Raw genomic sequence first — 24,701 nt, 5'->3', positions numbered from 1 at the left:
ATTCAGGTTTGGTGTATTTGGTATTGGGCGGAGCAAGCCGGGCACGCCTCCATGAAACTGCAACCGACCGGAATTTCCGTCGCCATCCTCACCATGCTGTTCCCGGCCATTCCGCTGGCCACGGCAGCGACGGCCTACCCCAGCATCGATCTCTCCCCACCCGATGGGGAGAACCGGGTGCTCTTCCCCGGTGACACGGTCACGCGTGCGGATGCCGGCGCAGCGGTCAATATCAGGGGAACCAACAACTCTCTTTCGGGTAACAGCGTCAGCATCCGGGCCGGCATCGCAGGCACAAGCGTCGGCGCGCAGGGCGTCACCGTCAGCGCCGGCGGCACGCTGGGACTGTCCGACAGCAACCTTACCGCGCTGGGCGAGTTCAACGCCGATGCCTTGGTCGTGCGCGATGCGGGCAGCCTAGCGACCCTGAACGGCACGCGGACAACGACCGAGGGTCGATATTCCTACGGCGTGCACGCCATCGACGGCGGGCGCGCCGAGGTGACCGGCGGCTCGGTTTCCACCCAGGGAGACGAAGCCCATGGCCTGCACGCAGCGGGGACGGATGCCGTGATTACCGCCCGCGAAACGCAGATCACCGTCCTTGGCGACGGCGCCTCGGCAGTCCACGCAGCGGATGGCGCCAGCGTCGTCCTGGATCAGGCGAGGCTCCATGCCACCGCCGCCACGAATTGGGGCGGCAAAGGCATCAGCGTCGAGCGCGGCGCGGTGACCGCAACCAACGCCGAGATCGTCTCGGTCCGCGGCACCGGCATCCACGCGGCCGGCGGCAGCATCTCGTACTTCAACGGCACCATCGATGCGTATCGCGACGGCGTGTATCTCACCAGGGCCGGTGGCGCGGTATTCACCCCGTCCAAAGCCGAGTTGCGCGATGTGGTGGTGCATGCCGAGACGGGTTCCGGCATCGACGCAAACGCCGATGGTGTCCATGCCAGGCTGGAACGCGTGCAGATCAGCAGCAATGGTTCGTTCGTGGCTGGCATCCGGGTTCCGAGCGAGAGCGTCGTGCTGGCCAAGGACGTCTCCATCAGGATGACCGGGGAAAACGCCTTGGGCGTGGACAACCGGGCGGGCGCAGTCACCATGGACGGCGGCTCGATCACGACGCTTGGCGCCAGCGGGCACGGCATCTACGTGTCCGAACTCTATGGCGGCAGCGGCACCAGCGCGACGACCACCGCGCACGGCGTCGCCGTCGAGACCTTCGGCAACGCTGCCATCGGTGTGGTCTCGCGCCTGTCCGGGTCCCGTGTCGTGCTGGAAGGTGGCTCGGTCACCACGCACGGCGACACGGCCTACGGCCTGCTCGCCAACGGCGCGCGCCTGGAAGCAACCGGTACCATCGTGCGCACCGCTGGCGACAACGCCCATGGACTGATGATGGGCAACCAGGGCGCGCAGGCCAGCCTGGACGGCGTCGACATACGCACCGGCGGCACAGGCGCCAATGGCATGCAGGCCTACTCGAACACGCCCGGCGTCGACAACGCGATAGGGATCCGCAACAGCCATATCGAGGCCGCGCGCGGCAATGGCATCTCGGTCGAAGGCGGCGGCCTCATCGCCAACCTGGTCGACACCACGATCATCGGTGGATCCCGCAGCGGCGAAGGCACATTGCTGTACGTGGACGAACGGCGCCTCTCCACACCAAGCGGCAGCACTACGATCGCCGCACGCAATGTGCAACTCAACGCGCAGCGCAGCCACCTGGTGGGTGACGTGCTGCTCGACAGCGGGTCGGCCAGCGTAACCCTGCGCGACCACTCCGTGTTGACCGGCACCTTGCGCAACAACGCCGGGCGGACGCTGGATACGCTGAGCATTGACGGCAGCAGCACCTGGCGCGTGCGCGGGAACTCGGCGGTGGCGCGCCTGGACAATGCGGGCACGGTGTCGTTTGCCACCCCGGGCAGCGGCTTCAAGGTGCTGGACGTGACCGGCAACCTCGGCGGCGGCGGCCTGTTCGAGATGCGCACCGACCTGGGCGCCGGCCAGGGGGACCTGCTGCGTGTCGCCGGCACCGTCACGGGCAATCACCGCGTGCTGGTCGCCAACAGCGGCGCCGAGCCACTGGCCGGCCACGGGTCCCTGAGGATCATTCAGAGCGAGGGCGGCCCGGGGTCGTTCGCGCTCGCAAACCGCGATCAATTGGTAGACGCCGGCACCTATCGCTATGCGCTGAAAAGCAGCGACACGGTTAACGGCCGCGCCACCGACTGGAGCCTCGTCAACGCCATCGAGCTGTCGCCGGAAGCGGTGCCGGCGCCAGACCAGTCCCGGATCGGGCCGCCTGACAACCTGTCCACGGCCGCCAACGCCGCGGTCAATACGTCCAGCGCAGGTACCGCGCACGCGATCTGGCATGCCGAAACAGGCACGCTGGCCAAGCGGATGGGTGAGTTGCGCCAGGGCAAGAACGAAGGTGGCGTCTGGGTGCGGGGTTTCGGCGAGCGCCAGAAGCTCGACAATCGCGGCGCTCGCTCGTTCGAGCAGACCGTGGGCGGCCTGGCGGTCGGCGTCGACAAGTCCCTGCCGGTCGAAGGCGGGCGTTGGTACGTCGGCGCCATGACCGGATACAGTTCGACCGACCGCCGTTTTCGTGACGAAGGCACGGGCGGCGCCGATAGCTACCACTTCGGTGGCTATGCCACCTGGCTGGCTGACGCCGGCTGGTACGTCGACGGCATGTTCAAGGCCAACAAAATCCAGCAGAACTTCGCGGTGGTGGCGACCGACGGCCAGTCGGTGAAGGCCGCCTCCCACCAGAACGCCATCGGCGTGTCGGTGGAAGCCGGCCGCCAGATGCCGTTCGGTTTCGGCTGGTTCGTCGAGCCTCAGGTGGCGTTGTCGATGCTCCGCGCCAGCGGCGCCAGCTACCGCGCCAGCAACGGTCTGCAGGTCGATGCCGGCAGCGGCAATTCGATGCGCCTGCGCGTTGGTTCCCTGCTCGGCCGCCACATTGCATTTGCCAATGGCAACGCCGTGCAGCCCTACCTCAAGCTGAGCCTGTCGCAGGAGCTTGACGGCAGGAGCACGGTACGCACCAACGGCGTGGCTACCCGGACCGATCTGTCCGGCGGCCTTGCCGAGCTGGGCGTGGGCGTTGCTGCGTCACTGGGCACGAACCACCGCCTGTACGCCGACTACGGGTACGCAAGCGGCGCCAGGCTCGACAAACCGTGGACGCTCAGCATGGGCTACAGGTACAGCTGGTGATTTCGGGCAAAAAACCCAAGCCCGAACCCAAACCCAAACCCAATCTGCGCCCTATTTGCCCCTATCCGCCCAAGGATCATCGCCCGTGCGCCGGCTTGCCCAGGTGCTCGGCGAACCAGCTTGCAGCCGCGCGGCTGGTCTGGTCGAAATGCTCCGTGTAAACCGAGTAGTGCCCGCCGCCAAGCAGCAGCAGTTGCTTGGGCTGGTGCGCCTGGTTAAAGGCCTCTTGCTGCAGGTCGGCTGGTGTCAGGCCATCTTCGGTCGCAACGATCATCAGCAGCGGCGTTGGCGCGATACGCCGGATGTAGGCACCCGGCTCATAGGCGCGCGCCAGTTCCAGCGAGCGCAGCGTGACCGCGTTGGCCCACGACGGGCAGCGCTGCGCTTCGCCATGCATGTAGTCGTACGAATCGCGGCCGGGATAGGCGACCGGCGCATCGGGCTCGGCATCAATCATGCGTAATGTCGCCGGCGCTGCTCCGGCAAAGCGGGCCTCGCGGTCCGCCTCGAACGCGGCCTGCAGTGTGCGCGCCTTGTCGTAGCGCACGCGCCGCTGCGCGGCGGCAAAGCCGCTGATGGTCGGGACCTGGCTGACCACGCACCTGACCCGTTTGTCGATGGCGGCCACGACCAGGGCATGCCCGCCGCTGTAGCTCGATCCCCAGATGCCGATGCGCTCCCGGTCGACCTCGGGCCGGCTGCGCACGTAGGAGATCGCCGCGCGGAAATCCTCGATCTGCCAGGCGGGATCGATCTCCTGGCGGGGCTGCCCGCCGCTGCGGCCCAGCCGCCGGAAATCGAACGTCAGGGCCGCGATGCCCTCATTGACAACTGCCGCGGCGTAGTCCTCCAGGTCACCGCCCGCCACCATCGACCACCCGTGCGCAAGCACCACGGCCGGCACCTGGCCCGTGGTGCCCGCAGGCAAGTAGAACGTACCGCGGATCACGTCGCCATCCAGTGTGAATTCGATCGGTTCTGCCGATCCATTCACGCGCACCTTGTTTTGCGCAGTCTTGCTCAACGCCCCTTCTGCTTTGCCCATATCGCCAGATAATTCAAGTAGTAACCGCGCCATTCTGCCGATGTGCAGTTTTGGGAACAAGTGCTAATATCCTGCCGATTAATCGCACTTTCCGATTGATTAAACAATGCGTGTCAGGAGGCATGGATGGACCTGAAGCAACTGGAGTGCTTTCTGGCAGTCGCGCGCGAGTTGCACTTCGGCCGGGCCGCCGCGAAGCTCTACGTGAGCCAATCGTCGGTATCCGAGGCGGTCAAGGCGCTGGAGCACGCGCTGGGCGGGCTGCTGTTCGATCGCACCAGCCGGCGTGTCGCGCTGACGCCGCTGGGCGAGACACTGCGCAACGGCGCTGCGCCAGCGATCATTCAGCTCAAGGCATCCATCGAGGACTGCAAGCAGCAGGCGGCGGGCAAGCCACGTTTGCTGAAGATCGGTTTTCTCGGCGGTGGCCTTTATGAACTGCACCAGCCGTTCGTGACCGAAGCCAAGGCCGCGCACCCCGAAATCGAGCTGGAATTCGTGGAACTGACCTATGTGACGCACTACGCCGCTGTCAGCGACGGCACGGTGGATGCGGCTTTCTGCCGGCTGCCGCTGGGGGCCGACGGCCTGCGCCATGGGCCCGTGATCATGCGAGACCAGCGCATGCTGTGCGTGCCGCAGGACCACGCTCTGGCCGCCACCGGATTGGTGGACCCTGAGTTGCTGGCGCAGGAGCGGCTGGTGCGCATGGTGCCGGGCTCGGTCAACCAGGAATGGCAGGACTATCACTTCCCGCACCACACCCCGCAGGGCAAGCCGATCGGCGAAGGGCCAGTGATACGCACCATCCGTGAAGCCATTGCTGCCGTCGGCACCAAACAGGCCTTGCTCATGCTGACCAAGCGCGCCGCCAGCTACTACGCGACGCCGCAGATCGCGTTCGTCGAAATCGATCTGCCGGCCATGCCGTCGGCACTGGTGTGGCGGGCCGACGACAGGAGACCGATCATTCAGGAACTGAACGCGCTGTTGCTGCGCATTGGCAGCCGCTACGGCATCGCTCCCGCCTGAGCCCGGGCCGGCCTTGGTCTTGCCCTCATTGCTGACCTCATTGCTGACCTCATTGCTGACCTTGACGCTGTACTTAATGTTGCCTTAAGCCAGCGCGGACTAGCATCTGCCAATCCTGGCGGGCAGGCGACTGCCGCGCCACGCCCAACGCAGCACGAAGGAGTTCAACATGACAGCACGCCCCACTTGCGAGGCCAGCGCCGCAGCGGCCAGCAAAGTGCCGGAAGTCACACTGGCATTCTGGCTGATCAAGATCGCTGCGACCACGCTCGGGGAGACCGGCGGCGATGCGCTGTCCATGACGATGGGACTGGGCTACCTGGTCAGCACAGCGATCTTTGCGGCGGTGTTCCTGGTGGTGGTCTGTGCCCAGGTTCGCGCCAGGCACTTCCGGCCGCTGCTGTACTGGGCCACCATCGTGGCCACCACCACGGTCGGCACAACCCTGGCGGACTTCGCCGACCGCTCGCTCGGCATTGGCTACGCCGGGGGATCCGCGTTGCTGGCACTGCTGTTGCTGCTGTCGCTGGCGTTGTGGTATCGCTGGCTTGGCACGGTCTCGGTCGACAGCGTGCATTCGCCGCGCGCCGAGCTGTGCTACTGGGTCACCATCATGTTCTCGCAGACGCTTGGCACAGCGCTGGGAGACTGGACTGCCGACACGGCCGGGATGGGCTACGTCGGCGGCATGGCGATCTTCGGCTCGTTGCTGGCATTGTTAGCCCTGGCCTACTACCGCACGCGGATCTCACGCACGCTGCTGTTCTGGGCGGCTTTCATCCTGACGCGCCCGCTTGGGGCGGTGGTGGGGGACTTCCTCGACAAGCCCCTGCAATCCGGCGGGCTGGCGCTGGGTCGCTTCAGTGCTTCGGCAGCGCTGCTGGGCTTCATGGCGCTTTGCCTGCTGCTGATGCCGCAGCGGGCCGCGGCCCGGGCCCGGCACTAGCGGCCGGAGCCCGATGCATTCGCCTGCGGCGAGGATGCGAGCAGTGCCAGGAAACCAGCGGCGGCACCCTTCGTCCGACCCGGGTTTGATGGGCGGCTTGATACCGATCAAGCACCGGGCCGGCGCCGTACCTATAGTGTTATGTGGCTTGGCTTCATCCCGCCGAACCTTCATCGTTTCCATCCGCCAGGAGTGCGCCATGAACGACGTCAGATCCGCATTTTCCGTCCACCGCGTCGTGCTACAGCGCGATGTCAACGTCCTGCTGGCCGATGTGCAGGCATTGCTGCGCGACGCCGCCGCCTTGACCGGCGAGCAAGCCGGCCAGGCCCGTGAACAGTTCAAGGCGCGGCTGGAGGCGCTGCAGCTGCGCCTGCGTGAACTGCAGGCGCAAGGCCGCGACCAAGTGCGCGATCTGGCCGATGCGGGAGAAGCGTACGTGCAGTCGCACCCATGGCGCGCGCTTGGCGCGGCCGCGGCCGTTGCCGCCGTATGCGGGGTGCTTGTCGCGATGTCGGTCTCGCGCCGCGATTGAAGGCGGAATGATGGCCGATTGATAGCGGATCGAAGGCAATATGGCGCCTGCGCAGCCTCGCTACCATCGCTGGCTCGACCTCGGGCTTCTGGCGACCTGCGCGCTCACGCTGAGCGCGGGATCGCTGCTGTACTGGTTCGAATCGGCGGCGCTTGCCCGCACCGCGTGGCTGATCGGCGTCCTGCCGGTACTGATCGCCCTGGCCGCCAGCACCGTGCTCGCGGCGTGGCGCCGCAAAGCCGGCGTGGATGTCCTGGCTCTGCTGGCCATCGGCTTCGCATGGTGGCTGGGCGAGCACTTTGCCGCCGCCGTGATTGCCCTGATGCTGGCCAGCGGACGCGCACTGGAAAGCTATGCGCAAGCGCGCGCCGCCAGTGAGATGAGCGCGCTGCTGCGCCACGCGCCGCGCGAAGCCAGCCGGTTCGAAGACGGCGAATGGCGCCCGGTACCGCTGGAGCTTGTGCGCCCCGGTGACCGGCTGCTGGTACGCGCGGGCGAGGTGGTGCCCGCCGATGGGACGCTGCTCCAGGCTGCCGAGCTGGATGAATCCACCCTGACCGGCGAGGCCATGCCGCTGCGCCGCGCACCGGGCGAGCCACTGCGCAGCGGCGTGGTCAACGCCGGCGCGCCGTTCGAGATGCTCGCCGGCGCCACGGCGGCACAAAGTACCTATTCGGGCATTGTCCGCCTTGTGATGGCGGCGCAACAAAGCCGCAGCCCGTCCATACGCCTGGCTGACCGCTACGCCCTGCTGCTGGTACCGCTGGCGCTGGCCGTCGCCGGTGCGGCCTGGATCATCACCGGCGATGCGCGCCGGGCACTCGCGGTGCTGGTGGTCGCCACCCCCTGCCCGCTGATCCTGGCGGTGCCGGTGGCCATCGTCTGCGGCATGTCGCGCGCTGCCAGCCGGGGCATCCTGGTCAAAAGCGGCGGTGCGCTGGAGCGGCTGGCGCAATGCCGCGTGCTGTTTTTCGACAAGACCGGAACGCTGACCACGGGCCAGGCCCGCATCTCGGCCATCGAGGCGGCGCCGGGACACGCGCAGGACGAAGTGCTGCGCCTGGCAGCTTCGCTGGCGCAAGCCTCGGTCCATGCCAGCTCCCGCGCGCTGGTCGCCACGGCGCGCGAGCGCGGCCTGGCGCTGGCGTTGCCGGGCAAGGTCGCGGAGGATCCCGGCGCCGGCCTGCGCGGCACGATCGACGGGCATGTGGTCACCATCGGCTCCCTGGCGCACGTGGCCAGCGAAACCGCGCCCACGCCGTGGAGCACGGCATGGGTGCGGCGCATGGGCCATGAGGGCGCGTCGGCCGTCTTTCTTGGCGTCGATGGCGCCATGTGCGGCGCGCTGCAGCTTGCGGACCAGATCCGGCTTGATACGCCGCGCGCGCTCAGGCTGCTCAGGCAGGCCGGCATCCAGCGCATGGTGATGCTGACCGGCGACCGCGAAGACGTGGCGCGGATGACAGGCGCGATGCTGGGCGTGACGCAAGTGCGCGCCCAGCAAACGCCCGCGCAAAAGCTAGCGGCAATCCGCGAGGCACAACGCGACGGCACGGTCATCATGGTTGGCGACGGCGTCAACGACGCGCCCGCGCTGGCCGCCGCCGATGTCGGCGTGGCCATGGGCGCGGCAGGCGCGGCCGCGTCGGCGCAGGCTGCGGACGTGGTACTGCTGGTCGACCGCCTGGACCGCCTGGCCGAGGCGATGCAGATCGCCCGGCGCACGCGCCACATTGCCGTGCAAAGCGTCGTGGCGGGCATGGCGCTGTCGCTGGTGGCCATGATCGCGGCCGCATTCGGCTACCTGCCGCCACTGGCGGGCGCGCTGCTGCAAGAAGTGATCGATGTCGTTGTGATTCTCAACGCGCTGCGGGCACGCAAGCCTGGGCCTGAATGGAAGCCCGCGCAAATCACCGCGGCCGAGGCCGCCAGGCTGAAGACAGAGCATGGCGAGCTGGGGCAGGTGCTCGACCAGGTGAGATCGATGGCGGATCGCGTAGCCAGCCTCCCAGGTCATGCTGCCGCGACCGAACTGGCGGCGCTCAACCAGGCACTGCGCGAGCAATTGCTCGCGCATGAGATCCACGACGACGCCGACCTCTATCCGGAACTCGCGCGGCGCCTCGGCGGCCAGGACCCGCTGGCGGCGCTCAGCGGCGGGCATCGCGAGATATTCCACCTGGTCGGCATGCTGGAGCGCATCGCCGCGGACCAGCCCGCGGACGGCATCGAGCTGCAAAGCGCGCAGGAAATCCGGCGTCTGCTCTATGAGCTCAATGCGATCCTGCGCCTGCATTTCGCGCAGGAAGACGAGCTGTATCACGCGCTGGGGGACGTCTGACGATCTGCCCGCGGCACGGCGTGCCCGGGCCGGCGTCAGCGCAACCACGCCAGCGCGAGCGCCGCGGCCCAGGTCACTGCGCCAGCCAGCACAAGCCCCGCACCGACACGCAAGGCAAAGGCACGCCCGCCCGCGGCAGCCAGCACGATCTTGGTCGCGGTGTTGGCGGAAAAAGCCGCCAGCACCGGCCACACCGCCGCCTCTGCCGGCATGCGTCCCGCCGCTACCTGCGCGGCAACCGACACGGTTGCGGCATGCGCATCGGCAAACCCGCCGGCCACGGCAACCACCATCAGCATCCCGGCCCCGGACGAGGCCCGCGTGGCGCCATTGACCAGCAAGAGCAAGGCCATGAGCAGCACGAACCCTGCCGCTACGCGCCAGTCCAGCGAGCGGCCCGCCAGTTGTGCGCCATCCTGTGCACCGTCCCGCACGGCTGGCCTGCGCGCTGCCAGCCAGAGCCAGACGCCGGCATAGAGGCCCATTGCCGTGAGTCCGGCCGCGAGGGGCAATGCCAATGGCCGCAGCGCTGCCGCGCTGGTCGCCGCCAGCAACAGCAGCATCTGCACGAACGTGGCCACGCTGGAAAGCAGCGCGGCCGCCACGGCCGCATCGCGCAGGCCCGGCGTCCTGCGCACCATCACCGCCATCGAGCCGATGGTCGCCGCGCTGGAGACGAAGCCACCGAAAAGGCCGGTCACCGGCAGGCCTACCCGCTCGCCGAACAGCCGCGTGGCAATATGCCCGGCAGCGCCCATCAGCATCACCAGCATCGCCACCAGCCAGAGTGTGCGCGGGTTCCAGGCGTCGAACGGGCCCATGTAGCGGTCGGGCAACAAAGGCCAGATCACCAGCGCCGCTACCGCCAGCATCAAGGCATCGCTCAGCTCCTGCCGGCTCAGCGCGTTGCGCACCAGGCCGTGCAGGGTTGCCTTGCCGTGCAGCAGGATCGCAAGGACGGTGGCAATGCCGGCGGCAAGCGCCGGATGCGTCACGGCCAGCGCGCCGAGCAAGACCGTGCACAGCAACGCAATCTCCGTGGTCATGCCGGGATCCCCGGCCGCTGTGTGGCGGTAGCCCAGGGCTGCCAGGCCGGCAATCGCCAGGAGGACCGCCGGCAATAATCCCGCGTTGGGCAGGAACGCGCCCAGCGCGCCGCTGACGCTGGCAATGGCAAACGTGCGCAAGCCGGCCGGCGCCTCGCCACCGTCGGCCGCCTGGCTGCGCTCCCGCTCCAGCCCGATCGCAAGGCCGATGCCGAGCGCGACGCTAAATGCCACGACCGTGTGATCCATGCTATCCCCCCGGAAACGGTCAAGCTTACCGGCACCATTGCATCCAGTCTGGACCATGCCTGCGCAAGCAGCTTGATGTGCCGCAAGCTTGATGCGGATCAACCAGCGCCGGCGGCACGCTTCTAGAATCATCGGATGGGCGAAACCGGGATCTTCCGTCGTCGCGCGACTTGCGTGAGACATATCCGGTGAGACAGGCCCGGTGAGACAGGCCCGCCCTGACCGCTGACAATAGTTGGCGGCACAGCAACAATCCACGCGCATTACCGCACTATCTCGTGTTACCGCGCGCATCCAGGAGATTCACCATGACAGACCAGACCGACATCCCCCTCGCATTTTTCACCGCCAATTGCGAGGCGGGCCTGCGCGCGCTGACCTTGATGCAGGAGAGCCGGCAGCGCTTTCTCGAACTCCAGCTCGATGCGGTACGCAAGGACATCAAGACCTTGCACGATGCAGGCGCGCAGCTGGCGAATGCCGGTGACTTCGCCACGCTTGCCACCCTGCCGGCCACCTTCGCGCAAAACCAGGCCGAGCACTACGCGCAGCGGATGCAAGCCTGGATGAATCTCGCCATTCACAATCAGACCGCCATGGTGGAACAAATGCGGGAAGCCGCAGAGACCTGGCAGCGCTGCCAGGCAGCGACGCTGCAGCAGGCCGGGAGCACCGCTTCGCTGCCCACGCCAGTGCAGGAGATGTTCGAAAAATTCAGCCAGGCGGCGGCCATGCTGAACGGGACCGCCGGCGGCACCGGCGCCGCTACCCGGAAGCGGCCCATGCCTGCCTAATCCAGCGCATACGAACGAAGATACTCCGGCATCGTGACAGCCCAGCGCAGTTCCCGCTCGATGCGCTGGCGCAGGGCGTCGCTCGCGGCGGGCTCGCCGTGCACCACGAAGGTCTGCCGGGGCGCGCTGCCGAAGCCGCCGAGCCATGTCATCAGCTCACCGGCGTCGGCATGGGCCGAGAGCGAAGTAATCTGCTCCACCGAGGCCTGGATGGCAACCTGCTTGCCATGGATGCGCAGTTCACGCATGCCCGAGGCCAGCGCCGCGCCCCGCGTACCGGCGGCCTGGAAGCCGGATAGCAATATCGTATTGCGCGCATCCTGGCCATAGGTCTCCAGGTGATGCACCACCCGCCCGCCGGTTGCCATGCCGCTGCCGGCCAGGATGATCTTGGGCGCGCGGTCGCGGTTCAGCCACATGGACTGCTGCATGCTCTGGACCAGGACGGCGATATGGCAGGCCGCCGCGCAGGCGGTGCGGTCGATCCGCAGTTCGTCCGGGTGCAAGGCGAAGATCGTGGTGGCGTCGATCGCCATCGGGCTGTTGAGGTAGATCGGCACCTGGGGAATGCGGTTTTGCTCGCGCAGCTTGTAGAGGCAGTACAGCAGCGCCTGGGTGCGCCCGACGGCAAACGCGGGAATCACCACGCTGCCGCCGCGGCCGATGGTGCGGCTGACGACCTCGCCCAGCGTGTCGAGCGGATCATCCGCGGGATGGGCGCGGTCGCCGTAGGTGGACTCGACCAGCAAGTGATCCGCTTCGCGAAGGATCTCCGGGGGGCGCATCACGATGTCCTGCTGGCGCCCCAGGTCGCCCGAAAACACGATCCGCTTGCCATCCACATGCAGCGTCACGATGGCCGAGCCGATGATATGCCCGGCGCGATGAAACTCCGCCTCCACGTCGGGCGTCACCCTCACCCGCGTGTCGTAGTGAAACGGGTCGAGCCGGCGCAGGGCGCGCACGGCGTCCGCGCCGTCGTAGAGCGGCAACGCCGGCTGGTGCCGCGAGTAGCCCTTGCGGTTGGCGTAGTGCGCGTCCTCCTGCGCCAGGTGTGCGCTGTCGGGCAGCAGGATCTGGCACAACTGCGCGGTGCCCATGGTGCAGAACACCCGCCCCCGAAAGCCGTTGCGCACCAGCAGCGGCAGGTATCCGCTATGGTCGATATGCGCGTGCGTGAGCACCACCGCGTCCAGCGTGGACGGATCGACCGGCAAGCGGTCCCAGTTGCGCAGGCGCAGCGCCTTGTAGCCCTGGAACAGCCCGCAGTCGACCATCACGCGGCTGCGGCCGGTGTCCAGCACATACTTGGATCCCGTGACCGTGTCGGTCGCGCCGAGAAATTGCAGCTGCATGGCGCGCTCCGTCAATGCGACAACAGCAGAGGCACCGGCGCGTGATGCATCAACGTGCGCGTGGTGCCGCCCATGATCAGTTCGCGCATGCGCGAGTGTCCGTAGCCCCCGGCCACCAACATGTCGGCCCCCAGCGCGCCAACCGCGTCGAGCAGCCTGGCGGCGACGGGCCCCGCCTGCTGCACGTTGCGCACGCCGGCCACGATGCCGTGGCGCTGCAGGTAATGCCGCAAGCCGGCCACCGGCTCCGAGTCTGCCCGCGGTTCGCCGCGATCGTCCCAGACGCCGATGATGGTGACGTGGCTGGCGCGCAACAGCAAAGGCATGGCGTCGGCCACGGCCCGGGCCGCTTCGCGCTGCCCATCCCACGCGATCGCCATGTGCCCGCCATGCAGCCGGCGAAACGCCTGCGGCACCAGCAATACCGGGCGCCCGGCGTTGAGCAGCACATACTCGGCCGCCCCGGCGCCCAGGGATGGCACTTCCTGCGTTGCCACCGGCCGAGCCATCACGGCCAGGTCGGCTACGCGGGCCTCCTGCGCCAGGACCCAGCCGGTCTCCTCCTCGACCACGCGGTGCGAGAACGGCACGCCCGGCGCATGCGCTGCCATGGTGCTGTGCAGTATCTCGCCCTGCAGCGTGGCCTGCGATAGCAGCCTGCCGCGCGACGCCGCCATATGCCGCGCAACGTCATCGCCCACGCCCCGGACCGGGTCCAGGCGCAGGCCGGTGGCGCTGACGCCGGTGACATGCGCGCCAAAGGAGGCTGCCAGGTCGGCAGCCATCCTGACGCGAGATGCGCAGTCGGGATCCGCTCCGAGCGCGACCAGCACGGTCCGGTAGTCCATGATGTGCTCCGTGTATTGGCGAGCCTGCCCGCGGGCAGGCCCAGTCCAATTCATGGTGGCACAGCACGCCGGCCGCACTTTGTCCCAGATCAAGCGCAGCAAGCGCAGGGACTAGATCTCGCCTTCGCCGAACAGGCGATGCCGGATCGCGTAACGCACCAGCGCCGCCTCGCTGGGCAACCGCAGCTTTTCCATCAGCCGCATCTTGTAGGTGCTCACGGTCTTGGCGCTGACGCACAAGCCAGCGGCGATCTCGGTCAGCGGCTCGCCCAGCACCAAGCGGCGGTAGACCTCCATCTCGCGGTCCGACAGGCGCAGGTGGGGATCCTCGCGGTACTCGTCCTGCAGGCTGTTGGCCAGCTTCTCGCCCATCGCGGCGCTCACGTAGGTGCCGCCCGCGGCGACCTTGCCGATGGCGCTGACCAGCTCCGTGGCCGCGCTTTCCTTGGTCAGGTAGCCCGCCGCCCCGGCCCGGAAAGCGCGCACCACGTACTGCTCCTCGGCGTGCATGGTCAGCACCAGAATACGCAACTCGGGCTGCTCCACGCGCAATTGCCTGATCAGCTCCAGCCCGCTGCGCCCTGGCATGGACAGATCCAGCAGGACGACCCGGGCCTTGCAGTCGCGCGCCAGCTGCAGCACGGCGGCACCATCCACCGCCTCACCCACCACCTCGAAGCCGCCCGCGCGGCTCAGGATGTGGCGCAGCCCGTCGCGCATCACGGCGTGGTCGTCGGCAATCATCACGGGGATCATGGGCTTGCCTCCTCGCTCGCGGCTGTGGCTGTGGCCGTGGCCAACGGAAAGCGCACGGTCAGGCAGAAGCCCTCGCCAGGCGCTTGCCTTGTCGCGACCGTGCCGCCAAGCAGCCGTGCGCGCTCCCGGATCCCCACCAGCCCCAGCGATACCCGCTCGCCACCGGCAGGCTGCGTGGCGGCGTCGCCGCGGCCATTGTCCCGTACGGTCAGCTCAAAATGGTCGTCCTGGCGAACCAGCTCGATATCGACCCGGTCGGCCTGCGCATGCTGCACGACATTGCTGAGCGCCTCCTGCACGATACGGAATACCGCGGTGGCCGCATGCTCGCCGACGTCTTCCTCCTCGGCGGCATGGATGATGACATTGACGCCGTAGCGGGCGGAGAACTCCTTTGCCAGCCATTCGATCGCCGGGATCAGGCCAAGCTCGTCCAGCAATGCCGGGCGCAGGTCGGCGGCGATGCGCCGCACCGAAGCCACGGTTTCGTCGATGACCAGATGCATGGCGGCGGCTTGGTCCAGCAAGGCAGGCGCCGTGCCGGCGTCCTTGAGGTCGCTGGCGAGGATAGCCAGGTCCATTTTCAGCGCGCTCAGGCGCTGGCCCAGGTCGTCGTGCAACTCGCGGGCGATGCGGCGGCGCTCCTCTTCCCGCGACGCCTGGACCCGGTCGGAGAGTTGCTGGAGCTCCTCGCGCGACTGACGCAAGGCCGTCTCCGCCCTCACCCGCTCCGTGGTGTCCCGCAGGATGACGGTAAACAGTCTTCCGGCGCCGTCCTGCGTCTGGGAGATCGAGGCCTCGATGGGGAACTCCGTGCCATCCTGGCGCAGCGCGTGCAGTACCCGCTGCTGGCCCATCTGCCGGTCCGTGACCCCGGTGACGCCGAATCGGCGCACATGCGCCTCATGCGCCACGCGAAAGCGCGCCGGAATCAGGTCAGCCAGGGGGCGCCCGGCCACCTGCGCGGCGGTGTACCCAAAAAGACGCTCCGCCGTGGGGTTGAACAACACGATGCGCTGCGTTTCGTCCACCGTGATGATCGCCTCCATCGACGAGCGGATGATCGCTGCCAGGCGGGCCTCGCTGTCCTGGGTATGCGGCAGGTTGCCTTCCCCGGCGCGCCGCGGCCGCCGCAGGCGCACCAGCAGCAGGCAGAGCATCACGGCCACCGCCAGGCCCCAGGCGCCGAGCCTCGGCGCGCGAGGCAAATTTGGTGAAGTAGGCTCGTTGGTCGCCATGGCTGGTCGCGAAGTGCTCCCGGAGGGTCGGCAAGTCCTACGTGGATCCCGCGAGGATCGCCGGAGGCTCTCCTGTAAAGGTAGGCGATTTGAGCGAAATGCACACGCCCTCTGTGATGCACGCGCAATATGGCGAGGTGAGCGCAGTGGGCACGGTTCGTGCTGTCGGCCGAGTCAACGATGGTCCTTGTCAGGGTTGCCTGACAAGGACCTGCTTTTTTCCGACATCACTATCAGCCTGCGCTTCTTTCCGCCTGCCGCGGCGCAAGCCATACTCGATTGCATGGCTCCCATGACTCTTCCTGAACGTCTGACCGTCCTGCTGCTCGAGGACTCCGCCCTGATCGGCGCGCGGCAGGCCATGATGCTGAGATCGATCAAGGACGTGGAACTGCTCGCCCTGGCCCGCGAGCCACGTGCCGCGCTGCTGGCCGCGCAGATCCTGCTGCCCGACATTGTCATCCTCAGCCTGAGCCGGTATGGCGGCTCGGGACTGTGCGCACTGCGGGGCCTGCGAAGAATGCGCCGCCAGGCGACCGTGGTCGTCCTGAGCAACTGCCCTGCGCCGCCAATGCGCAGTGCTTGCCTGCGGGCCGGGGCGTCGTATTTCTTCGACAAGACCATGGAATTCGACGCCTTGCGCAGCACCATGCTGCGCCTTGCGGCGGAAAAGATAACCGCCCGGGCGGCGGCGCCGGAACACACCGCGGCGTAGTGCGCGCAGCCCCGGCCCTTTGCCCGGCACCGGCGGCAAGCACGCCCGGCAGCGGTGGCCGGTCCGAGCGGCCAGGGGCAAGAGATAAGAGACCAGAAACCAAAAACCAAAAACCAGAGACAAAGGAATCAGCCATGTCAGCGTACCTGCAACAGCAAGCGAAAGCGCCTGCGGCGATGCCCCAGGCCTACCACGGCCCTCAATTGCTGGATTTCCTGCCCCTGGAACCCACCCCGCCGGCCACGGTGTCCCACAAGACAAATTGCTCGAGCTGCGCCATGCGCGCCATCTGCATGGGTGGCAACCTGAACGACGCGGATCGCTCCAGGCTCGATACCGTGATCCACAACTGGCGCATGGTCCGGCGCGGCGAAGCGCTCTACCGGGCCGGCGACGCCTTTCAGAGCATCTACGCGCTGCGTTCCGGTTCGTTCAAGACGGTGTTGGCGCACCAGAACGGCTGCGAGCAGGTCAGCGGCTTCTTCCTCACCGGCGAGACGCTCGGGCTCGATGGCATCTGCACGGAGCACCACGCCTGCGACGCCATCGCCCTGGAAGACAGCGCGGTGTGCGTCATTCCCTTCCATCTGCTCGAAGCGCTCTGCCGCGAAATGCGCTCGCTGCAGCAGCACGTGCATCGCATGCTGAGCAGCGAGATCGTGCGCGAATCGGGCGTGATGCTGCTGCTCGCCAGCTTGTGCGCGGAGCAGCGCGTGGCGGCATTCCTGCTCAATATCTCGGCGCGCCAGCATGCGCGCGGCTACTCCCGGCGCGACCTCGCGCTGCGCATGACACGCGAGGAAATCGGCAGCTACCTGGGCATGAAGCTCGAGACCGTCAGCCGCACCCTGTCGCGCTTCCAGCGCGACGGCCTCATCGAGGTCAAGGGCAAACGCGTGACCCTGCTGGATCTTGAGGCGCTGGACCGCATCTAGCCGCGCGCCGTCGCGCAAGCCGCTCCTGCCAGCCTTGTGCAAGCCGTGAGAGCGCGGCCCACCATCTTGCGCGCCTGGTTGACGTTGGCTTGACGTTGATCAGCAAACGCGCACGGTTCGGCTTGCGGCTGCAACCGTAGTGCCTAGACTGGCAGAAAGCACGCTGCTGCGTGCCCGCGGCGCTCGCCCTCCCGTGCTCCGCCTTGCACTGCATTGCGCCTTCCTTTTTGCGCCTTCCTCGTTTCCCTTCCCGGGGGAGGCAGATGCCATGACCATCGAGATCGTCTTTGCAAAAGCCATCCCCTCGTATTGCCCGGCTGACCTGTGCCTCGAATGCGCTGCCAGCGTCGATGGCGTCCCGGCCAGCTACGCGATCACGGCGGAGGCACTGGAAGACCACTTCGGTGCGCGTTCGCACCAGCCGGACGACCTCATCCAAGCCTTCGAAGGGCACCGCGAGGATATCGAATGCGTGGCACGGCAGTTGTTTGAAATCACCGCGGCTCACCACATTGTGCTGCACAGCGGTCATTTCCGATTCGCGCTCTAGGCCTGCCTGTGCGCCGGCCGGCGCGGCCCCTCGATGGCAACGGCACCGATTGCCAGCAACGGATCGAACGAATCGAACGAATCGGACTGATCGGACAGGCACATGGCATTCCGGGCATGCATCGCGGCGGCGGGTGCGACCGTGTCGGCCTTGGGCCTGGGCGGCCGCCACCACCCCGGTCCCGGCGCGCAGCCGGCGCAAAGCATGGCGGCCAGGCAAGCCGCAAGGCCGCGCCACAGTATGCAGCCGCCCGCGGCACCTTGGTGGGGAACTCTCATCTTCATCGCCGCCTCCAGTTGCCGGCGCTTGCGGGCACCGGCTTGTCACGCCCGTGGCCTGCCGCGTCGAACCCTCGTTCCGCTTCAATATAGGCGCGTGGTTGCCGCTCGGCTTGATCCGCATCAAGCTAACTTCCAGGCACGCGCATAGCATGAGTGCATGACCTGCCCGATCGGGGCGGCAGGCACCTGGGAGAGCGCGGCATGGAACCGGCGGCACTCACGCAAGCGTTGATGCGACCCGCGGCGTACCCGCATCCGGTGGGCAAGGTCAGCCTCATCGAGACGCACATCTCGCAAGTCTTCCTTGCCGGGCCCTTTGCCTACAAGGTGCGCAAGCCCGTGCGCCTGGACTTCGTCGACTTCGCCACGCTGGCCGCCCGCAAGGCGGATTGCCAGGCCGAACTCGAACTGAATCGCAGGATGGCGGCGGCGCTCTACCTCGGCGTGGTGCCGATCGTGGCGGGCGCCGGCCCCGGGGAGGTCCGGATAGGCGGTACTGGCCAAGCGCTGGAGTACGCGGTAAAGATGCGCCGCTTCCGCCAGCAAGACCTCTTCTGCGCGATGGCGCAGACAAACCGGCTAACCGGCACCCATGTCGAGACGCTGGCCCGCCGGCTTGCCGCGATCCACCTGGCTGCGCCGGTCGCCGGCGGCGGCACGGGGCACGGCACGCCGGCACGGATCGCGGCGGTGGCGCAACAAGCCATGGCGGGCGTTGCCGCCCTCGCCTCGGACACCGGCGCGGCGGCACGCATGGCGGCGCTGTTGCGCGAGCGGGCCGTAGCGCTGCAACCGGCATTTGCCAAACGGCTGGCAAGCGGCCATGTCAGGGAGTGCCACGGCGACCTGCACCTTGGCAACATCGCCTTGATCGACGGCGAGCCCACGCCATTCGATTGCCTGGAGTTTGATGCCGGGCTACGCTGGATCGACACCATCAGCGATACCGCCTTTGTCTTCATGGACCTGCTCCATGCCAGCCGGCAAGACCTCGCCTACCGGCTGATCAATACCTATCTGGAGTGCAGCGGCGACTATGCCGGCCTGGCGATATTGCCGTTCTACACGGCGCTGCGCGCCGTGGTGCGCGCCCGCGTGCTGCTCGAACGTGCGCACCAGCGCAGCGCGGCGGGAACCGGTACCGCCGCGGAAATGGCGGCGGCTCAGATGCGCTGCAACGATCTGCTTGCGCTGGCCAGCGCCGCGCTGACGCGCAATCCGGGCGCGATCACCATCATGCATGGCCTCTCGGGCAGCGGCAAAAGCACCGTTGCCCACCACCTGGCGCTGGCCGCGGCCATGGTGCGCGTGCGCGCCGACGTGGAGCGCAAACGCCTTGCGCCTGCACATGGCGATCAACAGGGCAATCAACCGGGCGATCAACCGGGCGATCAACTTGCCGATGCACCTGGCAAGCCGGCTGCGCACGGCGACCGGTACACGGCGCAACGCACCGCCCGCGTCTACCGCAGGCTGCTGGCAATCTGCCGGCTGGGCAGCGGCGCCGGATTCCCCATGATTGCCGATGCGACCTTCCTCGCGCGGGCCGAGCGGCTGCGCTTCGCGTCGCTGGCCGCGCGCCGGGGAGCGGACTTTTCCATCGTCGACTGCCATGCGAGCCTGGCCACCCTGCGCGAACGGATCGTCACGCGCGCGCGCCGGGGCGGCGATCCTTCCGAGGCGGATCTCCAGGTGCTGGAGTGGCAGCGGCGCGCGCAGGAGCCATTGGGCAGCGATGAATGGCGCCATGTGGTGCGCATCGGCGAGACCGTTCTGTCCGGCTGATGGCGCTTCGTGGAAATTTCGTGGAAATTTGCCCGCTCAGGCTTCCTTGGGCGATAGCCATGCCGGGCGCTGCGCGGCGCCGCTGCGCCCGTTCGCGGCTTCCACCTGCTCGGCAAAAGCGCGCAGGGCCTGCGTGGCCGCCCCGCTGGCCACGTCGGCCTGGCGCAGCGCCAGTACCGGCGACGGTGGCTGCGTGGCCAGGCGGGCGATCTCCTCTGCCGCCCTGAAAGCGCCTTGCCGGGCCATCACGCAGATCACCGACGTCTTGCAGGCCAGCGGCATGTGGTCGCGCAGGAAGCTGCGCATGGGCGCGGCCAGGTGGCCGACCCAGATGGGCGCGACGATGACAAGCCGCTGGCAATCGTCCAGCGCCGGGCCGGCGTAGCGGTAGCCTACATGCCGCTGCAACAAGATATCCAGCACGCAGCGCGCATCGCCCAGCAAGCCGGAGCGGCTGGCCTGGTCGCCGACTTCCGCCAGCGGCCAGCCGGATTGCGCCGCCAGTTCTTCCGCGGCCTGGCGCGCCGTGCCGGTGCGCGAGTAATAAACGATCAGGATCTTTTCCATCAATGGCTCCTCAGCTCTCGATCCGGGTTATGCGCGTGCCGACCAGCGACAGGCTGATCATGATGCCGCCGTTGGTCAGCACGAAGCCCGCGATATCGCCCCGCACGGTGTTGCTATCCACGCTGGCACCGATGCCCAGGCTCAGGACGGACACCGACCCGTCCACGCCCACGGTCCAGCCCTGGCTGGCACGGAAGCGTTCCAGCGCCTGCCCGGTCAGGAACACCAGCACCACGGCCTTGGATGCCATGCCCGCCTGCGCCCCGAGCGAGGCGCCAACCAGCCGGTAGTAGGCCTTGTCCCCGCCTGCGCCACGCAGCATGCCGTCGCCCTGCTGCACGCCCGCCACCGCGCCGCCGGCGAGCACGTCGGGAAAGACCAGTACACCGCTGGCCTTGTCCACCAAGGCCCGCGCGCCGGGGTTACGCGCAGTCAGGCGCGCCAGCACGGCTTCGCAGCGTGCATCGAGCTCCTCGGCATCCAGCACGCGCTTGTCGGCGGCTGAACCCGCCCAAGCGGCCGCCGGCAGGCCTGCGGCGCAACACAGCACGGCAGCCCCGGCGAGCGCCCGGCATGCCAGGCGCCGCCGCCTGGCGGCAGCCGGCAACGTGGAGGTCATGGCGCTACCGGCGCGCCTGATGCCGGCTTTGCGCCGGCCCTCGCCTCAGTCTGTGGTGCGTGCACCAGCAGTACCGGCTGGCGGCATTGCCGGACCAGCGCTTCGGCTACGCTGCCCATCAGCAGGCGCCGCACGCCACGCCGGCCGTGCGTGCCCAGCACCAGCAGCTCCGCCCCGGTCTGCTGCGCCACCTGCTCGATGGCGTTGGCCACGTCGCCCAGCGCCAGGGCTTCATCCACCATCAGCGTCTTGCATGTCACCTGCGCAGCCGCCGCCTTGGCCTTGGCTTCGTCCAGCAAGATCTGCCCGCCTTCGAGCAGGCCGGCACGCAGGTCTGTCAGGTCGACGTAGCCGACCTCGTACCTGAGGTAGCTGTTATCGATCACATGCACCACGGTGAGTTCCGAGCGCATCGCGGCGGCCAGGCGCAGCGCCTCCTCCAGCGCTCGATCGGCGGACTCGCTGCCATCCACGGCAACCAGGATCTTGCTGTACATCTTGTACCTCCCGCTAAAAAAAGACAGGCGCCGCAGCTTGCAGCCGACGCTTCCAGTTTGTACGCCCGGGCAAGCGTGGTGTTGATGTAGATCATGGCATTCGCTGCTTTCCCGGGTACCGCGCCGTTTGCGCGCTTTGCGCGCATCGCCCAGGTGGCTTGACGTGCATCAATACGTCCCGTGCCCAGCGCTCTAAGCTGCTGATGGAAGCCGCTGCCATGCGCGCTTTCCTATCGACATTGCAACATGGCGACATCCAGCCAGGAGGCACGGACCATGTACCAGAGAATATTGCTCGCGGTGGACGGCAGCCGCTCTTCGGACCTAGCCCTGAGCCAGGCCATCACGGTGGCCAAGGCGACCGGCAGCGAGGTAAAGGTGCTCTACGTGGCGGACGACAACGATATCTTCTTCACGGCGGGCAGCTACGACCCCCACAAGCTGATGGAAGGCATCCTGGCCGCGGGACGCGATGCGCTGGCAGCGGCCGCCACGCGCCTGGCGGATGCCGGCATCCCGCATTCGACGCTGATCCTCGAGAAGCCCGTTTCCCCCGGGCAGATCTCCACCACGATCGTGGAGCAAGCCGACCGCTGGAATGCGGACCTGATCGTGATCGGCACGCACGGCCGCCGCGGCTTCCGGCGCCTGGTCATGGGCAGTGTGTCCGAAGGCGTGGTGCACAAGAGCAACAAGCCGGTGCTGATGGTGCGCAGCGAGATCGAGGAATGAGGGCGCCCCGCGAGCAACAGGTGCAACAGGTGCGACAGGTTGATCGACGGGCTTCATGCCGGCGGCGGGCGGGCTGATGCGAGGCGCTTGCCGGATCCGACGCAACGGCGTGGCCGCGCCCCGGGTCCTCGCCGGCCTGGTGGCTGCGTGGGCCTTGAGTTGCCATGGCATTGCGCTGGCCGCGCCCTCCGCGCCCTCTGCGCTCTGGTTTTCGCAGGGTCATCCCAATGCCCTGGCCTGGCAGGCCGCCGGCATCCTGGACGGCGCCACGGCCGACGGGCTGGAACCCCGCGACTATGATGCCGACGGCCTGCGCCGCGCGCTGGGCCAGGCCGCGGATGGGCTGCCGCTGGCGCCCGAAGCCGCCGCCTCGCTTGACGAGAGGCTGACAGCGGCGATGCAGCGCTATCTCGCCGACCTGCACGGCGGCCGGGTCGATCCCGGCACGATCCACGAGAAATTTGCCCCGGCGCCGGACCGGCAGTTCGATTCGTCGCGCCTGCTGCGCGCAGCCATCGCCGGACAGGACCTGCCCGAGGCGGTCCGGCAGGCGGCGCCGTCGTTCCCGCTCTACGCAAGCCTGCGCGCGGCGCTTTCACGTTACCGCGCGCTGGCCGGCCACCCGGCCTGGCAGGCACCGCTGCCGCCGCTGCCCGGCAGGAAGCTGGTGCCCGGGCAGGCCTACGCCGGGCTGCCGGTGCTGGCACAGCGCCTGATCGCGCTCGGCGACTTGCCCGCCGCCACGCCCGTCCCGCAACACTATCAGGGCGAACTGGTGGAGGGCATCAAGGCGTTCCAGGTCCGCCACGGGCTGGCACCGGATGGCGCCATCGGCGCGGGCACGTTCGCGCAACTGAATGCGCCGCTCGCCGGCCGCGTACGGCAGATCGAACTGACGCTGGAGCGCCTGCGCTGGACGCCCCTGCTGGAGGGCCCGCGCATGATCGTGGTCAACGTGCCGGAGTTCGTGTTGCGCGCCTACGAAATCCACGACGGGGCCATCCAGGTCAAGGTGGAAATGAAGGTGATCGTGGGCAAGGCGCTCGATACGCGCACGCCGCTGTTCAAGGAGGACATGCGCTTCATCGAATTCAGTCCTTACTGGAACGTGCCGCCGTCCATCGCGCGCGCGGAAACCGTGCCCCGGCTGCGCCGCGATCCCGGCTATTTCGAGCGGCAAGGCTTCGAGTTCGTCAGTGGCGACGCCAAGGTGATCACCACCTTGTCGGCCGCCAGCCTGGATGCCGTCCAGCGCGGCCAGCTGCGCATACGGCAACGCCCAGGGCCGATGAATGCGCTTGGCGACATCAAGTTCGTCTTCCCCAACAACGAGAACATCTACCTGCATCACACACCCACCCCGCAACTGTTCGCGCGGGACCGGCGCGACCTGAGCCATGGCTGCATCCGTGTCGAGGCACCGGTGGCGCTGGCTGGCTTCGTGCTGCAGGACACGCCCGGCTGGACCGAGGCGCGCATCCGCGAGGCCATGGAGAAGGGAGAATCCAGCACGCTGCGGCTGCGCCAGCCCCTGCCAGTGGTGCTTGCGTACGGCACGGCCATCGTCAAGGCCGACGCTCGCGTCTACTTCTTCCCGGATATCTATGGACTGGACAGCGTGCTTGACGAGGCGCTACGGCAACGGTCCGCCCGCCTGCGGGCTTCCGCCTTGGCCAGCACGCAGGCAAGATAGAGCCATTGCATTGCGCCAAAGGGGAGTGCTTTCGATGACCAAACCGCCCAGCGATCCTCGCCGCCTGTTTCTGCGGCACACCGGCGGGCTTGTGCTGGCTGGCGCGCTGTTGCCGTTGCCGGCCCGGGCGGCCCTGGTGAGCTTGCCGGATGCCCGCAGCCTGTCTTTCGAGCACACCCACACCGGTGAGCGCATCGCCTTGGTCTACGCCGTCGGCGATCAGTTCGTGCCCGAGTCGCTGGCCTCGCTCAATCACTTCCTGCGCGATCACTACTCGGGCCAGGTCGGCGTGATCGATCCGCAACTATTCGCGCTGCTTTACCGCCTGAGACAAACGCTGTGCTGCGCGGCCCCCTTCCAGGTCATCTCCGGCTATCGCAGCCCCGCCACCAATGCGCGGCTGCGCCAGACGCGCGGTGGCGGCGTGGCCAGCCATAGCCTGCATATGGACGGCAAAGCCATCGATATCCGCCTGCCCGGCGTTGCGCTGTCCGACCTGCGCGACGCCGCGCTCTCGCTGCGCGCCGGCGGGGTGGGCTTCTATGCGCAGGAGCAGTTCGTGCATGTGGATACGGGCCGGGTGCGGGATTGGTAGGCAAGGCACCGTGGAAGGCCATCGGCAGGTTCCGGCCAAGCCCTCGCATCCGGGTTTTCCCCAGCGGTGGCCCCCCTAGCCTGCGCTGCCCGGACAAGTTATGCTTTTTGCCGCATATTAGCCCGCACAGGATGGGCTAGCGCTCAATCGACAATCCCCCGGCACCGGGCGGGCACAGGCACAACTGGACGGAAATCAGCCATGCGCACCCCTGCACGAACAACCTCTTGCCCGCGCGCATGCCGCTAAGCCGCTTGTTGTTGCCTCCAGAGCCGCCAACGCTCGCGCCCGGCATCGCGCACAG

Annotated in this window: 23 protein-coding genes; 13 read left to right on the top strand and 10 right to left on the bottom strand. The window is 67.9% G+C overall.

The window, feature by feature from the left end:
• The first annotated feature begins 51 nt into the window (after window positions 1-51).
• Window positions 52-3,243, top strand: a complete 3,192-nt coding sequence (locus RR42_RS09650; protein ID WP_043346097.1) for an autotransporter outer membrane beta-barrel domain-containing protein — start codon at window positions 52-54, stop codon at window positions 3,241-3,243.
• Between the two features lie 76 nt (window positions 3,244-3,319).
• Here RR42_RS09650 and RR42_RS09645 read toward each other — a convergent pair whose 3' ends face one another.
• Window positions 3,320-4,243, bottom strand: a complete 924-nt coding sequence (locus RR42_RS09645; protein ID WP_419188883.1) for an alpha/beta hydrolase — start codon at window positions 4,241-4,243, stop codon at window positions 3,320-3,322.
• Between the two features lie 171 nt (window positions 4,244-4,414).
• Between RR42_RS09645 and RR42_RS09640 the strand changes: the two genes are divergently transcribed.
• The 4 genes from RR42_RS09640 to RR42_RS09625 all read left to right on the top strand — a co-directional run bounded on the left by RR42_RS09640 (window position 4,415) and on the right by RR42_RS09625 (window position 9,142).
• The gene (locus RR42_RS09640) at window positions 4,415-5,320 is read left to right on the top strand and encodes a LysR family transcriptional regulator (protein WP_043346094.1); all 906 of its coding nucleotides are present in this window, start codon (window positions 4,415-4,417) and stop codon (window positions 5,318-5,320) included.
• A gap of 169 nt (window positions 5,321-5,489) precedes the next feature.
• Window positions 5,490-6,266: a membrane protein gene (locus tag RR42_RS09635; RefSeq protein WP_043346093.1), complete on the top strand. Its 777-nt coding sequence runs from the start codon at window positions 5,490-5,492 to the stop codon at window positions 6,264-6,266.
• 199 nt (window positions 6,267-6,465) lie between these two features.
• A complete protein-coding gene (locus RR42_RS09630; RefSeq protein ID WP_043346091.1) occupies window positions 6,466-6,801 on the top strand; it encodes a DUF883 family protein in 336 nt (111 codons plus the stop codon).
• Between the two features lie 40 nt (window positions 6,802-6,841).
• Complete coding sequence (locus RR42_RS09625) at window positions 6,842-9,142, top strand: heavy metal translocating P-type ATPase (protein ID WP_043346088.1); 2,301 nt, start codon at window positions 6,842-6,844, stop codon at window positions 9,140-9,142.
• 35 nt (window positions 9,143-9,177) lie between these two features.
• Here the strand turns inward: RR42_RS09625 and RR42_RS09620 are convergent, their stop codons facing one another.
• Window positions 9,178-10,437, bottom strand: a complete 1,260-nt coding sequence (locus RR42_RS09620; protein WP_043346087.1) for an MgtC/SapB family protein — start codon at window positions 10,435-10,437, stop codon at window positions 9,178-9,180.
• Between the two features lie 308 nt (window positions 10,438-10,745).
• On the opposite strand from RR42_RS09620, the gene RR42_RS09615 reads away from it, so the two are divergent.
• Window positions 10,746-11,231 (top strand): phasin family protein, encoded by a 486-nt coding sequence (locus RR42_RS09615; RefSeq protein ID WP_043346086.1) that lies wholly within the window; start codon window positions 10,746-10,748, stop codon window positions 11,229-11,231.
• Here the strand turns inward: RR42_RS09615 and RR42_RS09610 are convergent.
• The 4 genes from RR42_RS09610 to RR42_RS09595 form a co-directional block, all read right to left on the bottom strand.
• Entirely contained in the window at window positions 11,228-12,586 is a 1,359-nt protein-coding gene (locus RR42_RS09610) for an MBL fold metallo-hydrolase RNA specificity domain-containing protein (protein ID WP_043346084.1), read from the bottom strand. The two genes, RR42_RS09615 and RR42_RS09610, sit on opposite strands and share 4 nt — an antisense overlap.
• Window positions 12,587-12,597: 11 nt before the next feature.
• Entirely contained in the window at window positions 12,598-13,434 is an 837-nt protein-coding gene (locus tag RR42_RS09605) for a universal stress protein (RefSeq protein ID WP_043346082.1), read from the bottom strand.
• A 111-nt stretch (window positions 13,435-13,545) separates the two neighbouring features.
• Entirely contained in the window at window positions 13,546-14,190 is a 645-nt protein-coding gene (locus tag RR42_RS09600; RefSeq protein WP_043346081.1) for a response regulator transcription factor, read from the bottom strand.
• Window positions 14,187-15,428 carry a PAS domain-containing sensor histidine kinase gene (locus tag RR42_RS09595; RefSeq protein ID WP_082054848.1) on the bottom strand — a complete coding sequence of 414 codons (1,242 nt, stop codon included), beginning with the start codon at window positions 15,426-15,428 and terminating at the stop codon, window positions 14,187-14,189. Before RR42_RS09595 ends, RR42_RS09600 begins: the two co-directional genes overlap by 4 nt.
• A 196-nt stretch (window positions 15,429-15,624) precedes the next feature.
• On the opposite strand from RR42_RS09595, the gene RR42_RS37695 reads away from it, so the two are divergent.
• The 3 genes from RR42_RS37695 (at window position 15,625) to RR42_RS09580 (ending at window position 17,628) form a co-directional block, all read left to right on the top strand.
• The gene (locus RR42_RS37695) at window positions 15,625-16,143 is read left to right on the top strand and encodes a response regulator (RefSeq protein WP_052494554.1); all 519 of its coding nucleotides are present in this window, start codon (window positions 15,625-15,627) and stop codon (window positions 16,141-16,143) included.
• 134 nt (window positions 16,144-16,277) lie between these two features.
• Complete coding sequence (locus RR42_RS09585; protein WP_082054846.1) at window positions 16,278-17,078, top strand: helix-turn-helix domain-containing protein; 801 nt, start codon at window positions 16,278-16,280, stop codon at window positions 17,076-17,078.
• Window positions 17,079-17,346: 268 nt separating this feature from the next.
• Entirely contained in the window at window positions 17,347-17,628 is a 282-nt protein-coding gene (locus tag RR42_RS09580) for a DUF1488 domain-containing protein (RefSeq protein WP_043346078.1), read from the top strand.
• Here the strand turns inward: RR42_RS09580 and RR42_RS09575 are convergent.
• Complete coding sequence (locus tag RR42_RS09575) at window positions 17,625-17,906, bottom strand: hypothetical protein (protein ID WP_144409800.1); 282 nt, start codon at window positions 17,904-17,906, stop codon at window positions 17,625-17,627. The genes RR42_RS09580 and RR42_RS09575 overlap by 4 nt on opposite strands.
• Window positions 17,907-18,110: 204 nt before the next feature.
• Here RR42_RS09575 and RR42_RS09570 point away from each other — a divergent pair, with 204 nt between their 5' ends.
• Window positions 18,111-19,694, top strand: coding sequence for a bifunctional aminoglycoside phosphotransferase/ATP-binding protein (locus RR42_RS09570; RefSeq protein ID WP_043346074.1), 1,584 nt, complete (start codon window positions 18,111-18,113; stop codon window positions 19,692-19,694).
• A 36-nt stretch (window positions 19,695-19,730) separates the two neighbouring features.
• On the opposite strand, the gene RR42_RS09565 is transcribed toward RR42_RS09570, so the two are convergent.
• The 3 genes from RR42_RS09565 to RR42_RS09555 are packed head-to-tail and all read right to left on the bottom strand — an operon-like array spanning window position 19,731 to window position 21,377.
• Window positions 19,731-20,261 (bottom strand): flavodoxin family protein, encoded by a 531-nt coding sequence (locus RR42_RS09565; RefSeq protein WP_043346073.1) that lies wholly within the window; start codon window positions 20,259-20,261, stop codon window positions 19,731-19,733.
• Window positions 20,262-20,271: 10 nt separating this feature from the next.
• Window positions 20,272-20,880, bottom strand: coding sequence for a YSC84-related protein (locus tag RR42_RS09560; protein WP_043346071.1), 609 nt, complete (start codon window positions 20,878-20,880; stop codon window positions 20,272-20,274).
• Window positions 20,877-21,377 (bottom strand): universal stress protein, encoded by a 501-nt coding sequence (locus RR42_RS09555; RefSeq protein WP_043346069.1) that lies wholly within the window; start codon window positions 21,375-21,377, stop codon window positions 20,877-20,879. The genes RR42_RS09560 and RR42_RS09555 overlap by 4 nt, the downstream gene beginning before the upstream one ends.
• Window positions 21,378-21,653: 276 nt before the next feature.
• Here RR42_RS09555 and RR42_RS09550 point away from each other — a divergent pair, with 276 nt between their 5' ends.
• The 3 genes from RR42_RS09550 (at window position 21,654) to RR42_RS09540 (ending at window position 24,397) form a co-directional block, all read left to right on the top strand.
• A complete protein-coding gene (locus RR42_RS09550; protein ID WP_043346067.1) occupies window positions 21,654-22,109 on the top strand; it encodes a universal stress protein in 456 nt (151 codons plus the stop codon).
• A 109-nt stretch (window positions 22,110-22,218) separates the two neighbouring features.
• Window positions 22,219-23,802 (top strand): L,D-transpeptidase family protein, encoded by a 1,584-nt coding sequence (locus RR42_RS09545; RefSeq protein WP_043351750.1) that lies wholly within the window; start codon window positions 22,219-22,221, stop codon window positions 23,800-23,802.
• A gap of 34 nt (window positions 23,803-23,836) precedes the next feature.
• Window positions 23,837-24,397: a YcbK family protein gene (locus RR42_RS09540; RefSeq protein ID WP_043346065.1), complete on the top strand. Its 561-nt coding sequence runs from the start codon at window positions 23,837-23,839 to the stop codon at window positions 24,395-24,397.
• Window positions 24,398-24,701 lie beyond the last annotated feature (304 nt).

It is taken from the genome of Cupriavidus basilensis (assembly GCF_000832305.1).
Lineage (GTDB): Bacteria > Pseudomonadota > Gammaproteobacteria > Burkholderiales > Burkholderiaceae > Cupriavidus > Cupriavidus basilensis_F.
This window is presented reverse-complemented; position numbering and strand designations above follow the sequence as displayed.

What these genes read in the sequence shown, in the direction of transcription:
- RR42_RS09650 (WP_043346097.1), top strand. Translation starts at nt 52, where the DNA reads ATGAAACTGCAACCGACCGGAATTTCCGTCGCCATCCTCACCATGCTG.
- RR42_RS09640 (WP_043346094.1), top strand. Translation starts at nt 4,415, where the DNA reads ATGGACCTGAAGCAACTGGAGTGCTTTCTGGCAGTCGCGCGCGAGTTG.
- RR42_RS09635 (WP_043346093.1), top strand. Translation starts at nt 5,490, where the DNA reads ATGACAGCACGCCCCACTTGCGAGGCCAGCGCCGCAGCGGCCAGCAAA.
- RR42_RS09630 (WP_043346091.1), top strand. Translation starts at nt 6,466, where the DNA reads ATGAACGACGTCAGATCCGCATTTTCCGTCCACCGCGTCGTGCTACAG.
- RR42_RS09625 (WP_043346088.1), top strand. Translation starts at nt 6,842, where the DNA reads ATGGCGCCTGCGCAGCCTCGCTACCATCGCTGGCTCGACCTCGGGCTT.
- RR42_RS09620 (WP_043346087.1), bottom strand. Translation starts at nt 10,437, where the DNA reads ATGGATCACACGGTCGTGGCATTTAGCGTCGCGCTCGGCATCGGCCTT.
- RR42_RS09615 (WP_043346086.1), top strand. Translation starts at nt 10,746, where the DNA reads ATGACAGACCAGACCGACATCCCCCTCGCATTTTTCACCGCCAATTGC.
- RR42_RS09610 (WP_043346084.1), bottom strand. Translation starts at nt 12,586, where the DNA reads ATGCAGCTGCAATTTCTCGGCGCGACCGACACGGTCACGGGATCCAAG.
- RR42_RS09605 (WP_043346082.1), bottom strand. Translation starts at nt 13,434, where the DNA reads ATGGACTACCGGACCGTGCTGGTCGCGCTCGGAGCGGATCCCGACTGC.
- RR42_RS09600 (WP_043346081.1), bottom strand. Translation starts at nt 14,190, where the DNA reads ATGATCCCCGTGATGATTGCCGACGACCACGCCGTGATGCGCGACGGG.
- RR42_RS09595 (WP_082054848.1), bottom strand. Translation starts at nt 15,428, where the DNA reads ATGGCGACCAACGAGCCTACTTCACCAAATTTGCCTCGCGCGCCGAGG.
- RR42_RS09585 (WP_082054846.1), top strand. Translation starts at nt 16,278, where the DNA reads ATGTCAGCGTACCTGCAACAGCAAGCGAAAGCGCCTGCGGCGATGCCC.
- RR42_RS09580 (WP_043346078.1), top strand. Translation starts at nt 17,347, where the DNA reads ATGACCATCGAGATCGTCTTTGCAAAAGCCATCCCCTCGTATTGCCCG.
- RR42_RS09575 (WP_144409800.1), bottom strand. Translation starts at nt 17,906, where the DNA reads ATGAGAGTTCCCCACCAAGGTGCCGCGGGCGGCTGCATACTGTGGCGC.
- RR42_RS09570 (WP_043346074.1), top strand. Translation starts at nt 18,111, where the DNA reads ATGGAACCGGCGGCACTCACGCAAGCGTTGATGCGACCCGCGGCGTAC.
- RR42_RS09565 (WP_043346073.1), bottom strand. Translation starts at nt 20,261, where the DNA reads ATGGAAAAGATCCTGATCGTTTATTACTCGCGCACCGGCACGGCGCGC.
- RR42_RS09560 (WP_043346071.1), bottom strand. Translation starts at nt 20,880, where the DNA reads ATGACCTCCACGTTGCCGGCTGCCGCCAGGCGGCGGCGCCTGGCATGC.
- RR42_RS09555 (WP_043346069.1), bottom strand. Translation starts at nt 21,377, where the DNA reads ATGTACAGCAAGATCCTGGTTGCCGTGGATGGCAGCGAGTCCGCCGAT.
- RR42_RS09550 (WP_043346067.1), top strand. Translation starts at nt 21,654, where the DNA reads ATGTACCAGAGAATATTGCTCGCGGTGGACGGCAGCCGCTCTTCGGAC.
- RR42_RS09540 (WP_043346065.1), top strand. Translation starts at nt 23,837, where the DNA reads ATGACCAAACCGCCCAGCGATCCTCGCCGCCTGTTTCTGCGGCACACC.